The sequence below is a fragment of the Devosia sp. A449 genome (assembly GCF_054489375.1).
In genome coordinates this window covers 265200-282353 of sequence record NZ_JBTMWU010000003.1, presented here as the reverse complement: position 1 = coordinate 282353, position 17154 = coordinate 265200, and the positions used below count along the sequence as shown (strand labels likewise).

Here is a 17154-nt window from a genome sequence, read left to right as displayed (position 1 = left end):
AGGACAATGAAATTTGACGGCAAAGTCGCTTTCATTACTGGAGCTGCCTCAGGCTTGGGCGCGGCCAGCGCCAACCGCCTTGCCGGGGCCGGCGCCAAGGTCGCAGTGTTTGACCGTAACCGGGAACAGGGGGAAGCTATCGCCTGGGAAATTGGCGGCGCCTACTTCGACTGTGATGTCACCGATGCGGTCGCCGTGGAAGCGGCTGTCAGTCGTGCCGTGGCGGAATTCGGCACGCCTTCCCTTTTGCTCAACTGCGCCGGCATCGGCTCGGCCCAGCGCATTGTGGGCCGGGACGGTCCGATGCCGCTCGAGGCGTTTGAGAAGGTGGTCCGGGTCAACCTCGTGGGCAGCTTCAACATGATGCGCCTGGTTGCCCACGCCATGCAGCAGGCAGAGCCGGACGCCAATAACCAGCGCGGCGTCATCATCTCCACGGCCTCTATTGCCGCCTATGAGGGGCAGATCGGGCAAGCCGCCTATGCAGCCTCAAAGGGTGGCATCGTGGCGCTCACCCTGCCGGCCGCCCGCGAATTTGCCCGCTTCGGTATCCGGGTGCTGGCGATTGCACCGGGACTATTTCTGACTCCCCTGCTTGATGAATTACCGATCGAAGCCCAGCAGGCCTTGGGCGCGTCCATTCCAAATCCGGCGCGCCTGGGCAAGCCCGACGAGTTCGCCGCGCTCGTCATGGCGCTGGCCGAAAACGACTACATGAACGGCGAGGTCGTCCGGCTGGACGGGGCACTGCGGATGCAGCCCAAATAACTCATGCAGACATCGCCCTGCTCAGCAGCTTAGCCAAGAGGTAACATGCACCAAACGCCCGAACAGATGGAACCCACCCCCCTCGTTATCGCGCAGACGGGGAAGGTTGCGCACCTGATCATCAGCAGGCCGGAGAAGCGGAATGCCCTCAATGATGCGACCATCGCCGCGCTCGACAGCTATTTCTCCGACCTTCCCGCTTCGGTTCGGGTGATCCTGCTTTCGGGAGCGGGCGGACATTTCTCGTCCGGGCTCGACCTCAGCCAGCAGGTGCATCGTCAACCGCTTGAGGTAATGGCGCATTCCCGAAATTGGCACCGCGTCATGGAATTGTTGCAATATTCGCCGTGCCCGGTCATTGCGGCTATGAACGGAGCGGTGATGGGCGGGGGGCTTGAGCTCGCCTCGGCCTGCCATGTGCGCATCGCTGAAGAGGGTACGCAGTTCCGCATGCCGGAGGGTCTGCGTGGCATTTTCGTGGGCGGCGGCGGCTCGGTGCGCATTGCCAAACTTATCGGGGCGGACCGACTGACCGAGATGATGTTGACTGGGCGCACCTACACGGCCGCCGAAGGCGAGCGCTTGGGGCTGGCGCACTACGCCGTTCCGGCAGGAGAAGCGCTGAACAAGGCTTTCGAGTTGGCCCACCGCATTGCGGAGAACTCGCCGGCAATAAACCAGTTCATTGTTCAGGCGATCGCGCGCATCGCAGCAATGCCGCCGGAGGCAGGCCTTTACACTGAGAGCCTTGCCGCAGCCTTGAGCCAGACAGGACCCGATGCCGAAGAAGGATTGAAGGCGTTTCTTGAAAAACGCCGCCCGATATTTAGCTGACGGTGGGAGCAAGCATGGCCACGCTAGCTGAGCCGGTCGAGCAGCGCGAACAGACGCTGCGTCTCATGCCCTCCCCCCAGCCGGTTGATGCAGTCTTGCTCAAAGCCAGCTTGAATCCTGCGGGCCTGCTCAAAAAAAGCCACGCCTATTGGCGTGAGGTAGAGCGCATTGGCGCGCTTGTCACCGGCGTCTGATCGCCGCTCGACGAGGTTCCGGCTCTGCAGCTGGTTGATTGTCACGACGAAATTGGCGCGCTTCACCCCGAGCACTTCGGCGATCTCACTCTGCTTCTTTCCCGGATTCTCGGCGATCAGCTCCAGCGTCGAATACTCCACCGGCCGCAACTCCAGTTCGGCGAATGCCGTCATGAACCGCTGGAAGACGCTGATCTGCGCGCGCCGGAGGCGATAGCCGATAATATTGGTGGTCGCTTCGCTGTTCACGTCTGATACTAAGCCTTCCCGCTGATGGCTGCGCCTCAGCCATCTATACCACCGCCAGATAAAAAGCCCGCTGCAAAGGCGTAGCGGGGCTGAAACGCCCAGGCCACCCCGCCCCACCGGCAGCGGCCGAGAACAGCGGCGAGCACCTGTCATGGAAGAGGCCGCTGGCAGGTCACGCGAGATAGGCCAACGCGCGAATGCAGCCAGCGATTATTCGGCGTCAAAACTTCTGTAGAGACCAACCAAGTCTTCACAGGACTGCAGGCAATGATAGCGCGCGGCCTGTTCGGCAGCGTTCTCATCGCCTGCCGCGATCGCATCAATTATCGACCAGTGCTCTTTGTTAACCTGCATAAATCTCGCAGGCGAAGAATGGCCATACTTTTCTCGAATGCCGCCAATCAGATTGTGATGCTTGCGGCGGATTTCCAGGGCCTCGGTATTGCCGGAAATGCGCGCCAACTCGGCGTGAAACTCGCCGTTCAGGGTCCCACGCAAAGCCGTTTCGACCGCCTCGAGCTGGCGCTGGATGCCGCGGAGATGATCAACTTGCGCGGGCGAGGCCACGGACGCGCATCGACGCGCCAGAATGCCGTCCACCCCGGCGCCAATGTCATACACATGGCGGATCAGTTCCTCGTCGAAAACCCGAACCGTCGCCCCACGATTGGGAGAAATAACGACCAGGCCTTCGCCCTGCAATTGTTGCAAGGCTTCGCGGATGGGATTGGAGCTAATCCCAAACTGCGCGCATAGCTCCTGAACTTTCAGCCGCGAACCCGGCGGATAGACGCCGTGGATGATGCATTCACGAATGGCATCGCCAACCCGTACATACCCGGCCCCCCCCACTGAAAACTGGTCCAATCTACTCACCATTCACCCAATGCTTAAAATTAACCCTTACCCGCCCGACGGACCAAAGCGCTAGCCACAATCCGCGTCGCCTTGCCTCGAGCCCATCAATCACACGTTCGGATTGCCAGCGTCAAATATAATGCATAATGTATTATGTGAAATGTCGGGCTGCTGGAGAATCCATACCACTGATGGGTGGCTTGGCATCGTGCTGGCTCGCTTCAGCCGCCGCCGAGGTCGAATGGAGGGTCCAGAGCATTGATGATGAACGAGAATTCGAAGAAGCGCAGCGTGCCTGGCGCCGACTCCACCGGCAGCGTGCAATCGATCGATCGCGCGATCGGCCTGCTTGGAACCTTGGCCGACAACGAGGATGGCCTGCGGCTAACGGACCTCGCGAAAACCACACGCCTGTCCTTGTCCACAACGCACCGGCTGATGACCACTTTGCAGCGGCATGGTTTCGTCCAGTTCGGGATGCACACCAATCTCTGGCATATTGGCAGCCAGGCCTTTGTCGTTGGCAGTGCCTTTGCCAAGCATCGCAATTTCGCGGCTCATCTCACGCCGTACCTACGCCGCCTGCGCGACCAGACCAAGGAGACGGCCAATCTCGGCGTTGTTGACCGCGGGCAATTGCTCTTCCTGACCAGAGTGGAAAGCCGCGAGATCATGCGCGCCATCTCCAATGTCGGCGGGCGCGCGCCGCTCACAGTCTCTGGTATGGGAAAGGCCATGCTGGCCTCCTACGACGATGACGACCTGTCCTCGTTCCTGAAGGCCGAAGGGCTAAAAACCCCCACCCCCAAAAGCATCAGGACACCCGGTGAATTGCGGAAGCAGCTCATGGCGGTCAGGGAATTGGGCTATGCGGTGGACGACGAAGAGTACCTGTTGGGTCTGCGCTGCGTGGCCGCGGTCGTCTACAATCACTGCGCCGAACCAATGTGCGCGATATCAGTGTCCGGGCTTGCCCGCCGCCTGACGGATGGCCGCCTGTCGGCGCTGGGCAATCTGCTCAAAGAAACCGCTGCCGAAATCACCATCGCCATGGGCGGCCGTATGCCCCAAGAAAATGCCTAGCGGAAGGTCCATGCCCCACGGCAATGATCCCGTTTGCGGCGGGCCGACACTTTCGTTGCACGACCGGCCCGTCGCGGCTGGCTTTAGGCCGTTGCTCCGGGCTCCCATTCGGCGCCCCATACCTGCACGACATGGTCTGGCGCTACAGTCCGGTATACGCGGATCGGCACTTGGTAGTCCGCAGGCCGGATCGGGTTTTTTATGTCGCCTGCCGGCACCCTACGGCTCCGATCCCGCAACAGAGGGTCCGGTGTCGGAACGGCAGCGATGAGGGTTTTGGTATAGGGGTGCTGCGGATTGGCGAAAATCGCCGCTGCCGGCCCCATTTCGACAATTTCCCCGAGATACATGACCGCAACCCGGTGGCTGACCCGCTCCACTACGGCCATGTCATGAGAAATGAAGATATAGGACAGGCCCAGATCGCGCTGCAGATCGAGCAACAGGTTGACGACCTGCCCCTTGATTGAAACGTCGAGCGCCGAAACGGCCTCGTCAGCCACGATAATCTTGGGCTCCAGCGCCAGGGCGCGGGCGCGGGGCCTGACGCGGCGGTTCGATATTGCTTCCGGCCGCCGACCCGACGCTGGCAGCGCGCTATCTCGAATTGGGGGCGACCTTCGTGGCCGTGGGCACTGATGTGACGCTCTTTTCCAGCGCCCTTGCGGGACTGGCCGGAAAATTCAAGAAAGCCCCCGTCGTCGGGGCAACGTTCGGCACCGGATATTGAACACCCGGCTAGGCGCCATTACCCGGGCGTGCATCGGCAACGGCACGCGCGGCGCTTCCTCGTCGCGCTCGATCTGGTCAACCGGCTTGAAGCCGAGACCCGCAGCTACGCGTTGACGCTGCTCAATACCGAGTGCACCAGCGCAGGATGGCGATCCAACGCCTGGCTGATCTGGCGCGACGCGGCCTGAAGTGCAGGAACACGTGTCCGTATCAGCGTTTCGGAATCCACCCGTTCCGACAGCGCAGAACAGTTTATGGCCGCGACGACGTGCCCCGCCCGGTCCATTACCGGCACAGCCACTGCAATCACGCCATATTCCAGTTGGTCCTGAACCGTCGCGTAGCCATCGAGCCGGGCTTTGCCCAACAGAGCCACCAGTTCGATGGGATCGAAATTGGTGCGAGATGTGTATCGCTTGAACGGCCCCCTGGCCAAGTACTGCTCCTGTGCGTCGCGAGACTGGCCCGAAAGCAGAACCAGGCCGAGCGAGGTCGCGTAACCACCAAGCGCCGGCGTATGAGGCTGCGGCGGAGCCAAAGGAGCTCCTGACTATCCAGGCGCCACCCACACTGATCTGTACGATCAGGTGGACCTGATACCGTTCGACAAACTGCAATCATTTTTCGAGCAGCACCTGAGCGCATAATTTGTGGCCGACGCCTTGTCTCTGGCAAGGCGTCGGCATTCGCATTACGGCGACAAGGCTTCAGGTAATGCTCAGCCCGGACAGCTTGCTGCATAAGTCGATGACGCGATCCTGCACGCGAAGGCCCCGTGTTTGTGTTTCCGGCTCGCGCGTCTAAAGATGGTAGAAATATTGCCCCAACAGTGCGGCTAGGCCATGGTGCCTGCTGCCGGCGCGACCTGAGTTGTGGCGCCCTGTTCAAGATCGTCCGGAGCACCCTGGCCACCCATCCGGGTCGGCACCCAGTCGGGATCGACCGCATTGCTGAAAATGTCTGGCCGCAGGCGCGCGACCGCCAAAGCCAGCGCGGCGACCAAGAACTTGCTTTCGCTGTAGGCCTGCGTGCCGTTCCAGCACTTGGCGCCGCGCGACCGCAGCATCCTGACGATTTCGGCACTTGTTGCACGCAACTATGCGGCCGACCTTGCGACCGAACTGGAGCGGGCCCTGGCCAATGGCGTCACCGCCACCGAAGTTTCGGAGATCGTCACTCATCTCGCCTTCTACGCCGGCTGGGGCACGGCAAGGCTTCACGCGAATGTCCGGCAACACTAGGTGCCATCCTAAAGCTGCTGGTCTCCTTCCCCGCCGAGGCTGTGTGAGAACTCGGTGCCGGCAATAGGTTACTTCCGTCACGGCTATCGCGCGCACAGCCTCCGCGACCGTTTTTCCCTGCGAGGTCAGTACATCGACCTACCGACGTTTGGTGACGATCTCTTCGGCCGTCGGACGTTTCCTAGCCATCTGCGTATCCTTTCAAAAGGGGAATATCCCATACTTCAAAAAGGACCACTTCTGTGGGGGCAGACCAGACGGCAAGTGCCAAATCACTTCCCCTTCTGCAATACGTTCCATATCGGACATCATCGACCGTTCGCTTTCCTCCAAATGCTGGCACCACAAGTAGGTACTTGAGACGTGCCGTTTCGCCATAGAAGACCTCGAGGCCTACATCTTGTAGTCACGGACAGAGCCACGAAGGCTTTCAAGCGTGTCGGAATAGCGGCAGGCGTTTGCGACGTAGCTGAGAGCATTGCTACGGATCCGATCCACCTCATCTTGTGCCAGGACGCGGACGGCCCTTGCAGGCGACCCGACGACAAGAGAGCGATCGGGCAAATTCTTGCCCTCCGTTACCAGGGCGTTGGCACCGACAAGGCTCTGTGCCCCGATAGTCGCGCCATTGAGAATCGTCGCGCCCATCCCGACAAGCGTGCCATCACTGATCGTGCAGCCATGCAGGATAGCCCGGTGCCCGACCGTACACGCCTGCCCCACACTGAGGGGGAAGCCAGGGTCTGTATGGAGCACAGCACCATCCTGGATATTGCTTTGGGACCCCACGTCGATCATTTCATGGTCGCCGCGCAAAATAGCGCCAAACCATATGCTCACCTGACCATGCAGCCTGATCCGGCCTATGAGATCTGCGGTCGGCGCGATCCAGCAGGTTGGGTCGATCTGCGGCTTGACGCCATCCAGGGCAGAACAGGGCATGACGTTCTTTCCGGTTTTCGGTACGCGCCTAGGCTTCGATCAGCACAAGGCGAAAGTCGTTGACGTTGGTCCGGGTTGGGCCGGTCATGATCAGCCGGTCCTGAGCGGCAAAATAGGCATATGAGTCGTTGTTCGCGAGGTGTCGCGCAATGGACTGATCGTCGTCATTGGAGATGGCGCCGAGATCAATCCAAGCTCCGGCATTGTCTTCGATGCCGTCGATGCCATCGGTATCGCAGGCCAGTGCGCTGATCCCGCGCCGCTGGCCAAGTTGCGCAACCAAGCCGAGCAGGAACTCGGTATTACGCCCACCCCTTCCAGTGCCCCGCACTGTCACGGTCGTTTCACCGCCCGAGATCAGAGCAACGGGGCCGCTGCGGGCGGATTGGTCCGCGTGATAGCTTGCGATAGCGGCAAAGGCGCGGCCAACTTCACGCGCCTCGCCTTCGATCGCATCGCCCAGCATGATGGCACGATAGCCCAAGCCTTCCACGCAACGTGCTGCTGCCGCAAGCGCATCGACGGGCGTCGCGAGCATATGCCAGACAGGCGGTGCACCGCATAACTCAACGACATTGCGAAGGATCGCCTGCCTGAGATCGACATGGGTGGCGATGGCGTAGCCATCCAGCAGGTCAAGTGCACGTTTGGGGTTAGAGGCGGTGGAGAAAGTCGGGCCTGAGCCGATGTCGTGAGGTGCATCGCCCGGCACATCGGAGATCAGATAGGTGACTAGGCGTGCTGGAGCAACCAGCGCGGCCAACCGTCCACCCTTGATAGCAGACATCGAGCGCCGCACGGAATTGATCTGCCCGATCGGTGCCCCACTGGCCAGCAATTCTCTATTAATCCGGCGTTTGTCATCAAGGGTGACGCCGTCCGCGGGCAGGCTCAACAACGCCGAGGCACCACCAGACACGAGGCAAACGACGAGATCATCGGGCCCGGCGGAGCGTGCCAGGTCCATGATGCGCGTTGCCGCGGCGTGGCCGCTTAGATCGGGAATGGGATGGCCAGCCTCGACCACTTCGATGTGCCGCGTTGGGGTGCCATGTCTATAACGGGTGATAACAAGCCCTTCGCAGGGATGTTCCCAGGCAGCCTCGAAGGCGGCAGCCATGCTGGCCGCCGCCTTGCCCGCCCCCAAAACAATGGTGCGGCCAACTGGCGGCGGGGGCAATTTGCCGTCGAACTTGCCCTCCGGCAAGGCAGCCGCCAAGGCCGCATCGAAGATGCGGCGCAATCGGAATTCGGAGCTCGAGGGCATTTTCAGTGCTCGCTTCAGCCGTTAAACTTGACGGCGCCAGCACCTTTGAGCCCGAGCAGGGTACGGGCCTCGTCAGGCGTCGCCACGCTCAAGCCGAGGCCTTCGATGATCTGCACGGCCTTGCGCACCTGGTCGGCGCTGGACTTGGCAAGTTCGCCCTTGCCGATCCACAGGCTGTCCTCGAGGCCGACGCGAATGTGCCCACCCATCGCGATAGATTGTGCACCGATACGGAATTGGCTCGATCCGGCTCCCAGTACGGACCACTGGAAGTTACCGCCGAACAGACGATCCGCAGTCCGCTTCATGTGCATGACGTCTTCAGCGTGGGTGCCGATGCCCCCGAGCAAACCAAAGACCGACTGGATGAAAAATGGCCCCTTGAGCAGGCCTCGATCGGCAAAGTGTGCCAGGTTGTAGAGATGGGCAATATCGTAGCATTCGAACTCGAAACGCGTTCCCTGCTCGTAGCAGGCCTCCAACACGTATTCGATGTCGGCAAAGCTGTTGCGGAAGATCAGGTCGCGACTGTTTTCGAGATGTTCGCGCTCCCAGTCATACTTGAATTCCTTATACTTGCTCAGCATCGGATAGAGCCCGAAATTGATCGAGCCCATGTTCAGCGAGGCAAGTTCCGGCGCGAACTGAACGGCGGGCTTGACGCGCTCTTCCACTTTCATGAAGGGGCTGCCACCGGTGGTCAGATTGACCACAGCATTCGTATTCTCGCTGATGGAGGGCAGTAGTTCGGCAAAGCCCTCGGGGCTTTGATCTGGCCGACCGTCGGCGCGATTGCGCGCATGCACATGCAGTATCGCGGCGCCTGCCTCAGCCGAAGCGAGAGCCTCGGCGATGATGGCCTCGGCTGTCACCGGCAGATATGGCGACATGCTGGGGGTATGGATGGCACCCGTCAGGGCGCAGGTAATGATGACAGGTCTGCCCTTGGACATGACTGGATTCTCGCTTGAAATTTGGGGAGGGTCAGAGCGTCTCGACGTTGCCGTCGACGCCGATGAGTTGGCCGGAAATATTGCGACCGGCACGCGACAGCAGGAACGCGGTGGTGGTCGCGACATCTTCCGGATCGACCATGCGACGCATGGAAATATTCTGCATGTAGCGTTCGCGCATTTCCTCGACCGGCACCCCGACCTGACCTGCCCGATCAGAAATCACTTTTTCCATGCGCGGGCCTGCAACGATACCCGGCAGCAGGGCATTGACGCGGATTTCGCTGGGTCCGAGTTCCTTGGCGAGGCTCAGGGTCAGCCCGACAACGCCGAATTTTGCCGATGAATAGGGCGTGCGGAATGCATATCCATGCCGGCCGGCCGACGACGACATGTTGACGATCGCGCCGCCGCCCGCCGCTTTCAGCAAGGGAACTGCTGCACGGGCACACAAAAATTGACCGGTCAGGCAAATGTCGATGGTCCGCCGCCATTCCTGCGGGTCGATATCCTCTATGCCCCCGGTGGGGCCGGAAATGCCCGCGTTGTTTACCAGCGCATCCAGTCCGCCCAGCGCTGTTGCTGCGGCGCCAAAAAAGTCGGACACAGCGACCTCATCGGACACATCGGCTTGCATCGCGAAAACCTCGGGGAACTCCGCCTGAACGTTGGCGAGCGCGGCCTGGGACACGTCACAGATGGCGATCCGGCAACCGTGCGCAGCCAACTCCTGTACAATAGCCAGCCCGATGCCACCGGCTCCAGCGGTAACGATAACGCGTTGGCCGGCAAGCCCCGCCAAGCCTTTCACGGGTGAGAGATAGTCTGTCACCGCAGACCTCCGCGATAAAGGGCAGCATGGCTTATGGAAAACATGGGACACCAATTTGACTAGAGAGGAGACGTTCGCTGTCTCTTGATACTTTTGATCATAGATCAAATATCGACACCTCTTCAAGCGGTGGTTTTTTTCCCTTAAGGTGCAATAGGTGGCCGCAGTCGAATCGACCTGGCCGGTTCGGGAAGCACGAATGAGCACATTGCCAATTACGCCCATTGCCCACTCCACAATGCATGAACATGTCTATAAGCGGCTCTGCGAGCTCATTCTTGATGGCAGCATCGCTCCGGGTCAGCTGGTCACCATTAATGGCTTGGCGGATGCATTCGGTGTGAGCGCCATGCCGGTGCGCGAAGCGCTCAAGCGGCTGACGGCGGCGAATGCCCTGACGGTGGTGTCCGGCCGCACCATTGGTGTGCCAAACCTTGATGCGGCGCGGCTGAGAGACCTGCGCCGCGTCCGGCTTTTACTGGAGCCGGCCGCTGCGCGATGGGCGGCGGAGCGCGTCGATGCCCCCTTCCTCGCCGTCTTGACCGAGATACTTGCCGAACTGGAAGCGGCCGCCAAGTCGATGGACCGTGCGGTCTACGTGCGCGCCAACTACAAGTTCCATTTCACCATCTACAAGCAGGCGGCCTCCGAGACCGCGCTCAGTGCTATTGAGACCCTTTGGCTGCGTGTCGGCCCTTCATTCCACCTGCTGCAGAAAGAAGGGCAGTACAGCTACTCCAACATGATGCACGAAGCGGCGCTCGATGCATTGCGCAACGAAGATGCCGACGCGGCGGAGAAGGCTATCACCAGCGATATCAAGGACGGCATGGATTCCCTGCTGGCTCTGGTCTAGAGCCTGTCTGCCGAAAGTGGGAACCGGTTTCGGGATAAAGACATGCGCAAAAACAATGGCCTAAAGCGCATAGAGCGAATCTGAAAGATCGCGACGCGCTTTAGCCGGCGGACGAATAGCCTCCGTCGACCGGCAGACTGACGCCAGTGATGAAATCTGCCGACGACGAGCAGAGGAATAGTGCTGCGCCACCAATGTCTTCCGGCCGGCCCCAGCGACCCGCAGGTGTTCGGGCGAGCACCCGTTCGTGCAGATCCGGGATCTGTTGCTTGGCACCAACCGTAAGGTCGGTATCGATCCAGCCCGGTAGAATCGCATTGACCTGGATGTTCTGCCCGGCCCAGGCCTGCGCCAACGACTTGGTCATCTGAACGACTCCACCTTTAGCAGCCGCATAGGGGGCAGACATAGCCGATCCAAAGATCGACAGCATCGAGCCGACATTCAGCATCTTGCCGCCACCGCGCCTGCAGATCAGGGGATATGCCGCCTGTGAGACCAGGAAGGCCGATGTCAGGTTTATGGATATCAGGGCGTTCCATTCAGCCAGATCGTAATCCTGAGGCAACTTGCGGTCATTGGTGCCGACATTGTTGATCAGAATGTCGAGGCCGCCAAACTGCGTGACAACGCGTTCCAGTGTCGCCTTGACACTCTGCTCATCTGTCATGTTTCCCTCAAGAGCCAAGGGCGGCGGAGCAGTGGGATGCGTCAGAACCTCAACCGCCGCGGCATTCTTTGCCGTATCGCGACCAACGATGGCTATTGTCGCTCCCGCGCCGGCCAATGCGCGTGCCATGGCCAAGCCAATCCCGCCATTGCCACCGGTTACCAAGGCAACCTTGCCAGTCAGCTCACCCATTGCTCAGCTCCAGATTGAAAAATACCGGGCGGCAACCGCCCGGCATCGTTGGTGTTGGATCGGCTTAGTTGCCGGTCCAGCCCTTGTATTCGTCGACATTGGCGCGGGTCACCAGCTTGGGCTCAACCAAGATCAGCTTTTCGGCCGGCACTGTTCCGTTCATCAGGTCATAGCCCATCTTCACGGCAAGCTGCGCCATGCCATAGGGGTCCTGGCTGGCCGAAGCCTCCACCAGCGTGTCGGCCTTCAGGGCTTCCACGATATCGGGAGCACCATCGACCGAAGTGATGATGATGTCGCCACGGCCGAGCTGCTTGGCCGCCAGATCGCTACCCAGGGCCTGCGGATCGCAGCAGGCAAACACCGCATCGATATTAGCAAATCGCGTCAGATCGCTCAGCATCACTGCCATGCCGCCATCGCGCGAGCTCTTGCCGTCCTGATTGTCCGCCAGAACGTTGATGCCGGCATTGGCGGCGAACACTGCCTTGCAGCCATTGATGCGGTCGATCACCGCCGAATTCTGTGGCCCGTTCTGAATGACCACATCGCCACTGCCCTTGAGCTCGTCGACGATGAATTGGCAGGCAATTTCGCCGGCTTTCACATTGTCGGTGGTGACAACGATATCGGCATTGGCAACGCCGGTATCGACGGCCAGCACCTTGATGCCGGCGGCCTGGGCGCGGGCCACGGCTGACTCGACGGCAACCGGATCGGCCGCTGTGATGACGATCAGGTCAACGCCGGCAGCAATAAAATTGTCGATCTGCTCGAACTGCTTGTTGAGGTCGAGCTCAAAGCCTAGCGTCGTGGTGCGAACATCGGGATTGATCGCCTTGGCGGCGTCTTCTGCACCCTTGGCCAAGGCGACGTAATAGGGGTTGCCCAGCGACCCTACGGATATGCCGATAGAGGTTAGTTCTTCTGCTGAATGCACGGCCACGCTGCTCAAGGCAAGGACGGCGAGTGCTGAGATTATAGTCGCTTTCATTGGTCTATTCCTTGTTGCCTAACCTTCAGGCCGCGCCCTGAGGACACGACCGCCCCGCCCTAGGTGGGAGCGTCATCTACTGCCGGAGCCGATCGAGAATGACCGCTCCGATGATCACGAAACCCTTGATGATGTACTGCCAGACGTCGCTGACCCCGATCAGCACGAGGCCGTTGGTCAACACGGCGATGATCAGGGCTCCAACCAGCGTTCCCCAGATAGAACCCACGCCGCCGACAAAGCGGGTGCCGCCCAGGATCACTGCCGCAATCGCATCGAGCTCATAGGATTGCCCCAGCTGCAGGCCGTTGGCCGCATAGAGACGCGAGGCCGACATGACCCCGCCGAGCCCGGCCAACAGGCCCGACATGCCGTAGGTAAACAGGATTACCTGCCACACGCGGATACCGCTCAATCGAGCTGCCTTGGGATTGCCGCCAACCGCATAGATCCGCACGCCGAGCACGGTGAAGCGCAGGATGAACCAGGAGACGACCACCACGGCCAGTGCAATGATCACCATCCACGGCACGCCGAAAAAATTACCATTGCCAATGGCCGCGAAAGGCAAGTCTCGGTTGAATACGGTCTGGTCGTTACCGATAAGTCGAGCCAGGCCGCGTACGGCCGTCAGTGCGCCAAGCGTCACGATGAATGGCTGCAGCTTGAATACAGAGATCAGCGTGCCATTGGCCATCCCGAGCAGCAGGCCCATGCCCAGCGCCAGTCCGACGGCTGTAAAAGCTCCGATATTGGGATCGAGCGAAACCAGGACGCCGACCATAGCCGCGGCTGCCAGCACGGACCCCACCGACAGGTCGATCCCGCCGGTAATGATGACAAAGGTCATGCCGGCCGCGAGCACAATATTGATGGACGCCTGCTGCGCCACGATCGAAAGGTTCTGGACCGATACCACGCGTCCGGAACCCCACGCGGCGACGAGATCGCCCGTCTGCAGATAGCCGCTCAGCAACTGGAAGACGATGACCAGCAGGATCAGGATCGGCAGCATGCCGACAGCCCGGATGAAGGAGCCGACATGCGCCTGCTTTTCCGACGCCGCCGCGGTTTGAGATGGGCTCTGCATGGCTTTTCCTTTGGATCTGTTCTAGGCGGTCGCTGACGCTGGCGCGGAGCCGGTCGCAATGCTGATGATGGCTTCCTGGGTGATGGACAGACCGGTGAAGCCGCCCAACTCGCCGGCGATCAGGCCTTCGCGCATCACCAGTACGCGGTCGGCAATGCCGATGATTTCGGGTAGCTCGCTGGAAATGACGAGCACGGCAACGCCTGCGGCAGCGAGACCGCTGATGATCTTGTAGATTTCGGACTTGGCGCCGACATCCACCCCGCGCGTTGGTTCATCGAGAATGAGCACAAACGGATTGCGCTGCAGGAGACGTGACAGCAGCACCTTTTGCTGGTTGCCGCCCGAAAGGGTGCCGACCAGGGTGCGATCGTCGTGAACGCGGATGGCCATAGCCTTGATGGCGTCGGCAGAACGCTGCTTGGCCTTGGACTTATCCAGAAGTAATCGTGCACTCGCGTCGTCCGCGATGACGTTGAGGTTGAGGTTGCTGCGCACAGACATGTCGAGCAGCAGCCCCAGCCCTTTTCGGTCCTCAGTCAGGTAGGCGATCCCCGCTTCCAGCGCATCCACCGGCTCGGACAGCGCCAACAGCTTGCCATTAAGCGAAATCGACCCGTTCCGCGGACGATCAGCGGCAAAGATCAGGCGCGCGAGTTCAGTTCGTCCGGCGCCGACGAGCCCGGCAAGACCGAGCACTTCGCCGGCACGAATGTCGAAGCTGCAGGGGCCAATCCAGTCACCGTCGCCAAGCTCCTGCACCGACAGCACCACCGGCGCCGCCGACAGGTCGGTTCGGGCATCGCCGTCCTTGGTATAAAAAGTTGAAATGTCGCGCCCAACCATCATGGCGACGAGACGGTCGGCAGCAATTTCGTCCCGCTGCAACTGACCGACATAGGCGCCGTCCCGCAGCACCGACACGCGATCGGCCAGATCGTAGATCTCGTTCATCCGGTGGCTGATGTAAACGATCGCCCTACCCTCCTCGCGGAGCTGGCGCACAATGGAAAAAAGCCGGTCGGTCTCGCGCGAAGACAGCGATGTCGTCGGCTCGTCCATGACGAGCACCCGCGCGTCGAGCATCAGGGCGCGGCCGATCTCCACCATCTGCCGCTCGGCAACCGACAGGGTACCGACCTTGCGATCGCGCGCCCAAGCCAGTCCCAAGCGTTCCAACACCGGCTGACACAATGCCTTGAGCCGAGCACGGGAGCGGATGCCCCAGTGCGATGGCTCATTGCCCAGCGTCATGTTGTCCATGACGGTGATGTTCTCGGCCAGGGCAAGTTCCTGGTGAATTATGGCAATGCCCAGCTTGCGGGCATCTATGGGGTTGCGCACGTCGCGCAGCTGGCCGTCCATCAGGATCTGGCCGCCGGCATCGGCCGGGGTATTCCCCGACAGGATGCCCATAAGCGTAGACTTGCCAGCACCATTTTCGCCCATCAATGCATGGATTTCTCCGGCATGGACCGACAGGGACACATCCTTGAGCGCTCGCAAGACGCCGAACGTCTTGCTGATATTGCGCATCTCCAGCAGTGCCGGCCGATCCGTATCGGTCTGGGCAAAATGGGTCATGGCCATGCCTTTCTCCCCTCGATCAGGCGCGCATCGCCTGCCGCGCGGTGACGGTTGCTTGCTGGTCGACGGCGCCGTTCTCGGTCAGCACCACGCCAAACAGCTCTTCCGCCTTGTCCCGGGTGAAGTAGCCCTCGCTGACGTCGAGGGCGACCGAAGCTTCGTCGCGCTCGAACGGCAGGCCATAGCCGCCGCCACCGGAAGAGATGGAGACAATGCGTTCGTTCTGGCTGAGCGAAACGCCACCGCAGGCTTCCTGCTGCTCCAGACTGCCGTTGTTGAGACGCTTGAGCGCGCCGGTGGCAGAACCGGGCAGACCGCCAACAGCGCCCTGAGCGACATTGATCATCCCGTCAGCATTGTAGAACACGCGCATGCTGGCATTCTCGGACGGACCAAATTCCACTCTAACCGAGGGCGCGCCGCGGAACTTGCCAGCGCCAGCCGTGTCGGAAAGGATCCGTCGTTCCCAGACCGTGATCGGATAGCTCAACTCGTCGACCTCGATGCAGTCGTGGCGGCATAGGCCCGCATTGCCGACGTGGATCAGGGTCAACCAGCCGTCCTGGCTGGGGGTAGCCGGCCCGCCCGTGATCCCCAGGTGGACCTGGTTCACATAGGCAGTGTTGCCGCGCCGCGGGTCATTGCCCGAAATCACACCGCCAGCCGGCGGGAAGATCGGACCACCCTCGGCCATGCCAAAGCCGGGCGAAATCTGGGCGATGGCGCGCTGCACCGGCGAGGCAACCCGGTCTGCCAGATTGGTTGTAGCGACCGAGCAGCTGAAAGGGTGACGTGGAATGCCAACAACGCAGTTTTCGCGCAGGTGAACTGTCAGGCGCCGGAACGAGCCGGCATTGGCCGGAATGGTGTGATCACCCAGACCATTGAAAACACCAACCAGCGCTGCGCTGCGGGACGTACCCTCGGTCAGGTTGAGGCCGCACGGCAGGCAGTCCGGGTTGTCCCGCAGGTCGATCTCGATGCGCCCGGCCTCGGCGTCGAGTGTCAGCTTGACCTCGACAGCAATGCCATCTGGAGCACCCGGAAACGGATCGTGGGTAGAAGAGACCGTCACCGAGCCGCTCTGGAGGCGACCGATCGCCGTGGCAATGCGGCGTTCCGAATAGTCGAACCATTCTTCAACATGGTTGGCCAGCCGATCCCAGCCAACTTCCTTGCCGAGTGACAGCAGTTCCCGCTCGCCAATGCGCACCGCTCCAAGTGAGGCGAGATAGTCACCCCACCAGATATCTGGAACGCGGATGCGGGTCTGACACATGCGGATGACGTCGCCGATATCCTTGTAATCGCGCTGAATCTGGACCGCCGGGAAAATCAGCGCGCCCTCTTCGTATACGTCGGCCGCGTCGCCAATATAGGTGGTCGGCTTGGAGTTACCGCAGTCGGCCTGGTGGGCCTTGGCGATCACCGTGTAGCGATGCACGCCATCGTCATCGATAACCGGTACGACCAGGCAATGGTCGGCGGCGTGCGAGTTGCCGTGATAGGGCGAGTTGTGCAGAAACGCATCGCCGCGCCGCATCTCGGGGTGCATCTGGCTGACATAACGCGCAATTTCATCGGGACCGGCCATGACGTGGGCCGGGAGGCTGACAGCGCCGGCGATGAGGCGAAAATCGGCGGTGAGCACGACGCAGGAAAAATCATGGCCGCTGTTCAGCACGCCAGAACGTGCCGTTCGGAACAGGGTGTTGGCCATCTTGCGGGCGATACCGTCGATACGGCTGGCCAAAATTGCCATCTGCACGCCGGAATTTGCATTGCTCTTGGTCATGTCAGAATTCCCCGAAA

The 17154-nt window shown here is 60.9% G+C and carries 19 protein-coding genes and 3 pseudogenes; 7 read left to right on the top strand and 15 right to left on the bottom strand.

Annotated elements, in window-relative coordinates:
- The first annotated feature begins 6 nt into the window (after positions 1 to 6).
- On the top strand, positions 7 to 768 hold the full coding sequence (locus tag ACX3OW_RS10605; protein WP_459095736.1) for an SDR family NAD(P)-dependent oxidoreductase: 762 nt from the start codon (positions 7 to 9) through the stop codon (positions 766 to 768).
- A gap of 45 nt (positions 769 to 813) precedes the next feature.
- Entirely contained in the window at positions 814 to 1602 is a 789-nt protein-coding gene (locus tag ACX3OW_RS10600) for a crotonase/enoyl-CoA hydratase family protein (protein WP_459095735.1), read from the top strand.
- 23 nt (positions 1603 to 1625) lie between these two features.
- On the opposite strand, the gene ACX3OW_RS10595 is transcribed toward ACX3OW_RS10600, so the two are convergent.
- Positions 1626 to 2045, bottom strand: coding sequence for a MarR family winged helix-turn-helix transcriptional regulator (locus ACX3OW_RS10595; protein ID WP_459095734.1), 420 nt, complete (start codon positions 2043 to 2045; stop codon positions 1626 to 1628).
- Positions 2046 to 2255: 210 nt separating this feature from the next.
- Entirely contained in the window at positions 2256 to 2912 is a 657-nt protein-coding gene (locus ACX3OW_RS10590) for a GntR family transcriptional regulator (protein ID WP_459095733.1), read from the bottom strand.
- A 252-nt stretch (positions 2913 to 3164) separates the two neighbouring features.
- On the opposite strand from ACX3OW_RS10590, the gene ACX3OW_RS10585 reads away from it, so the two are divergent.
- Positions 3165 to 3986, top strand: a complete 822-nt coding sequence (locus tag ACX3OW_RS10585) for an IclR family transcriptional regulator (protein WP_459095732.1) — start codon at positions 3165 to 3167, stop codon at positions 3984 to 3986.
- 83 nt (positions 3987 to 4069) lie between these two features.
- On the opposite strand, the pseudogene ACX3OW_RS10580 reads toward ACX3OW_RS10585, so the two are convergent.
- A pseudogene (locus ACX3OW_RS10580) lies at positions 4070 to 4522 on the bottom strand (oligopeptide/dipeptide ABC transporter ATP-binding protein); the annotation flags it as partial.
- Between the two features lie 26 nt (positions 4523 to 4548).
- On the opposite strand from ACX3OW_RS10580, the gene ACX3OW_RS10575 reads away from it, so the two are divergent.
- Positions 4549 to 4716, top strand: coding sequence for a hypothetical protein (locus ACX3OW_RS10575; protein ID WP_459095731.1), 168 nt, complete (start codon positions 4549 to 4551; stop codon positions 4714 to 4716).
- Positions 4717 to 4821: 105 nt separating this feature from the next.
- Here the strand turns inward: ACX3OW_RS10575 and ACX3OW_RS10570 are convergent, their stop codons facing one another.
- A complete protein-coding gene (locus ACX3OW_RS10570) occupies positions 4822 to 5256 on the bottom strand; it encodes an IclR family transcriptional regulator domain-containing protein (RefSeq protein WP_459095730.1) in 435 nt (144 codons plus the stop codon).
- Between ACX3OW_RS10570 and ACX3OW_RS10565 the strand changes: the two are divergent.
- Positions 5232 to 5365, top strand: a pseudogene (locus ACX3OW_RS10565) (alpha/beta hydrolase); the annotation flags it as partial. The gene ACX3OW_RS10570 and the pseudogene ACX3OW_RS10565 sit on opposite strands and share 25 nt — an antisense overlap.
- Before the next feature lie 188 nt (positions 5366 to 5553).
- On the opposite strand, the gene ACX3OW_RS10560 reads toward ACX3OW_RS10565, so the two are convergent.
- Positions 5554 to 5721, bottom strand: coding sequence for a hypothetical protein (locus ACX3OW_RS10560; RefSeq protein ID WP_459095729.1), 168 nt, complete (start codon positions 5719 to 5721; stop codon positions 5554 to 5556).
- 25 nt (positions 5722 to 5746) lie between these two features.
- Here ACX3OW_RS10560 and ACX3OW_RS10555 point away from each other — a divergent pair, with 25 nt between their 5' ends.
- Positions 5747 to 5959: a carboxymuconolactone decarboxylase family protein gene (locus tag ACX3OW_RS10555; protein WP_459095728.1), complete on the top strand. Its 213-nt coding sequence runs from the start codon at positions 5747 to 5749 to the stop codon at positions 5957 to 5959.
- Between the two features lie 51 nt (positions 5960 to 6010).
- Here ACX3OW_RS10555 and ACX3OW_RS10550 read toward each other — a convergent pair.
- From ACX3OW_RS10550 to ACX3OW_RS10530, 5 genes and pseudogenes are all read right to left on the bottom strand, one after another.
- Positions 6011 to 6148 (bottom strand): annotated as a pseudogene (locus tag ACX3OW_RS10550) (IS3 family transposase); the annotation flags it as partial.
- Positions 6149 to 6352: 204 nt separating this feature from the next.
- Positions 6353 to 6901, bottom strand: coding sequence for a gamma carbonic anhydrase family protein (locus ACX3OW_RS10545; RefSeq protein ID WP_459095727.1), 549 nt, complete (start codon positions 6899 to 6901; stop codon positions 6353 to 6355).
- A gap of 28 nt (positions 6902 to 6929) precedes the next feature.
- Positions 6930 to 8144 (bottom strand): glycerate kinase type-2 family protein, encoded by a 1215-nt coding sequence (locus ACX3OW_RS10540; RefSeq protein WP_459095726.1) that lies wholly within the window; start codon positions 8142 to 8144, stop codon positions 6930 to 6932.
- A 38-nt stretch (positions 8145 to 8182) separates the two neighbouring features.
- Positions 8183 to 9121 (bottom strand): beta-keto acid cleavage family enzyme, encoded by a 939-nt coding sequence (locus ACX3OW_RS10535; protein ID WP_459095725.1) that lies wholly within the window; start codon positions 9119 to 9121, stop codon positions 8183 to 8185.
- Between the two features lie 31 nt (positions 9122 to 9152).
- A complete protein-coding gene (locus tag ACX3OW_RS10530; protein WP_459095724.1) occupies positions 9153 to 9953 on the bottom strand; it encodes an SDR family oxidoreductase in 801 nt (266 codons plus the stop codon).
- 199 nt (positions 9954 to 10152) lie between these two features.
- On the opposite strand from ACX3OW_RS10530, the gene ACX3OW_RS10525 reads away from it, so the two are divergent.
- Complete coding sequence (locus ACX3OW_RS10525; RefSeq protein WP_459095723.1) at positions 10153 to 10809, top strand: GntR family transcriptional regulator; 657 nt, start codon at positions 10153 to 10155, stop codon at positions 10807 to 10809.
- A gap of 100 nt (positions 10810 to 10909) precedes the next feature.
- Here the strand turns inward: ACX3OW_RS10525 and ACX3OW_RS10520 are convergent, their stop codons facing one another.
- From ACX3OW_RS10520 to ACX3OW_RS10500, 5 genes are all read right to left on the bottom strand, one after another.
- Entirely contained in the window at positions 10910 to 11671 is a 762-nt protein-coding gene (locus ACX3OW_RS10520) for an SDR family NAD(P)-dependent oxidoreductase (RefSeq protein ID WP_459095722.1), read from the bottom strand.
- Between the two features lie 64 nt (positions 11672 to 11735).
- Positions 11736 to 12665, bottom strand: coding sequence for an ABC transporter substrate-binding protein (locus ACX3OW_RS10515; protein ID WP_459095721.1), 930 nt, complete (start codon positions 12663 to 12665; stop codon positions 11736 to 11738).
- Between the two features lie 76 nt (positions 12666 to 12741).
- Positions 12742 to 13755 carry an ABC transporter permease subunit gene (locus ACX3OW_RS10510; protein WP_459095720.1) on the bottom strand — a complete coding sequence of 338 codons (1014 nt, stop codon included), beginning with the start codon at positions 13753 to 13755 and terminating at the stop codon, positions 12742 to 12744.
- 21 nt (positions 13756 to 13776) lie between these two features.
- The gene (locus ACX3OW_RS10505; RefSeq protein ID WP_459096093.1) at positions 13777 to 15339 is read right to left on the bottom strand and encodes a sugar ABC transporter ATP-binding protein; all 1563 of its coding nucleotides are present in this window, start codon (positions 15337 to 15339) and stop codon (positions 13777 to 13779) included.
- A gap of 22 nt (positions 15340 to 15361) precedes the next feature.
- On the bottom strand, positions 15362 to 17137 hold the full coding sequence (locus tag ACX3OW_RS10500; protein ID WP_459095719.1) for a hydantoinase B/oxoprolinase family protein: 1776 nt from the start codon (positions 17135 to 17137) through the stop codon (positions 15362 to 15364).
- Positions 17138 to 17154: the final 17 nt, after the last annotated feature.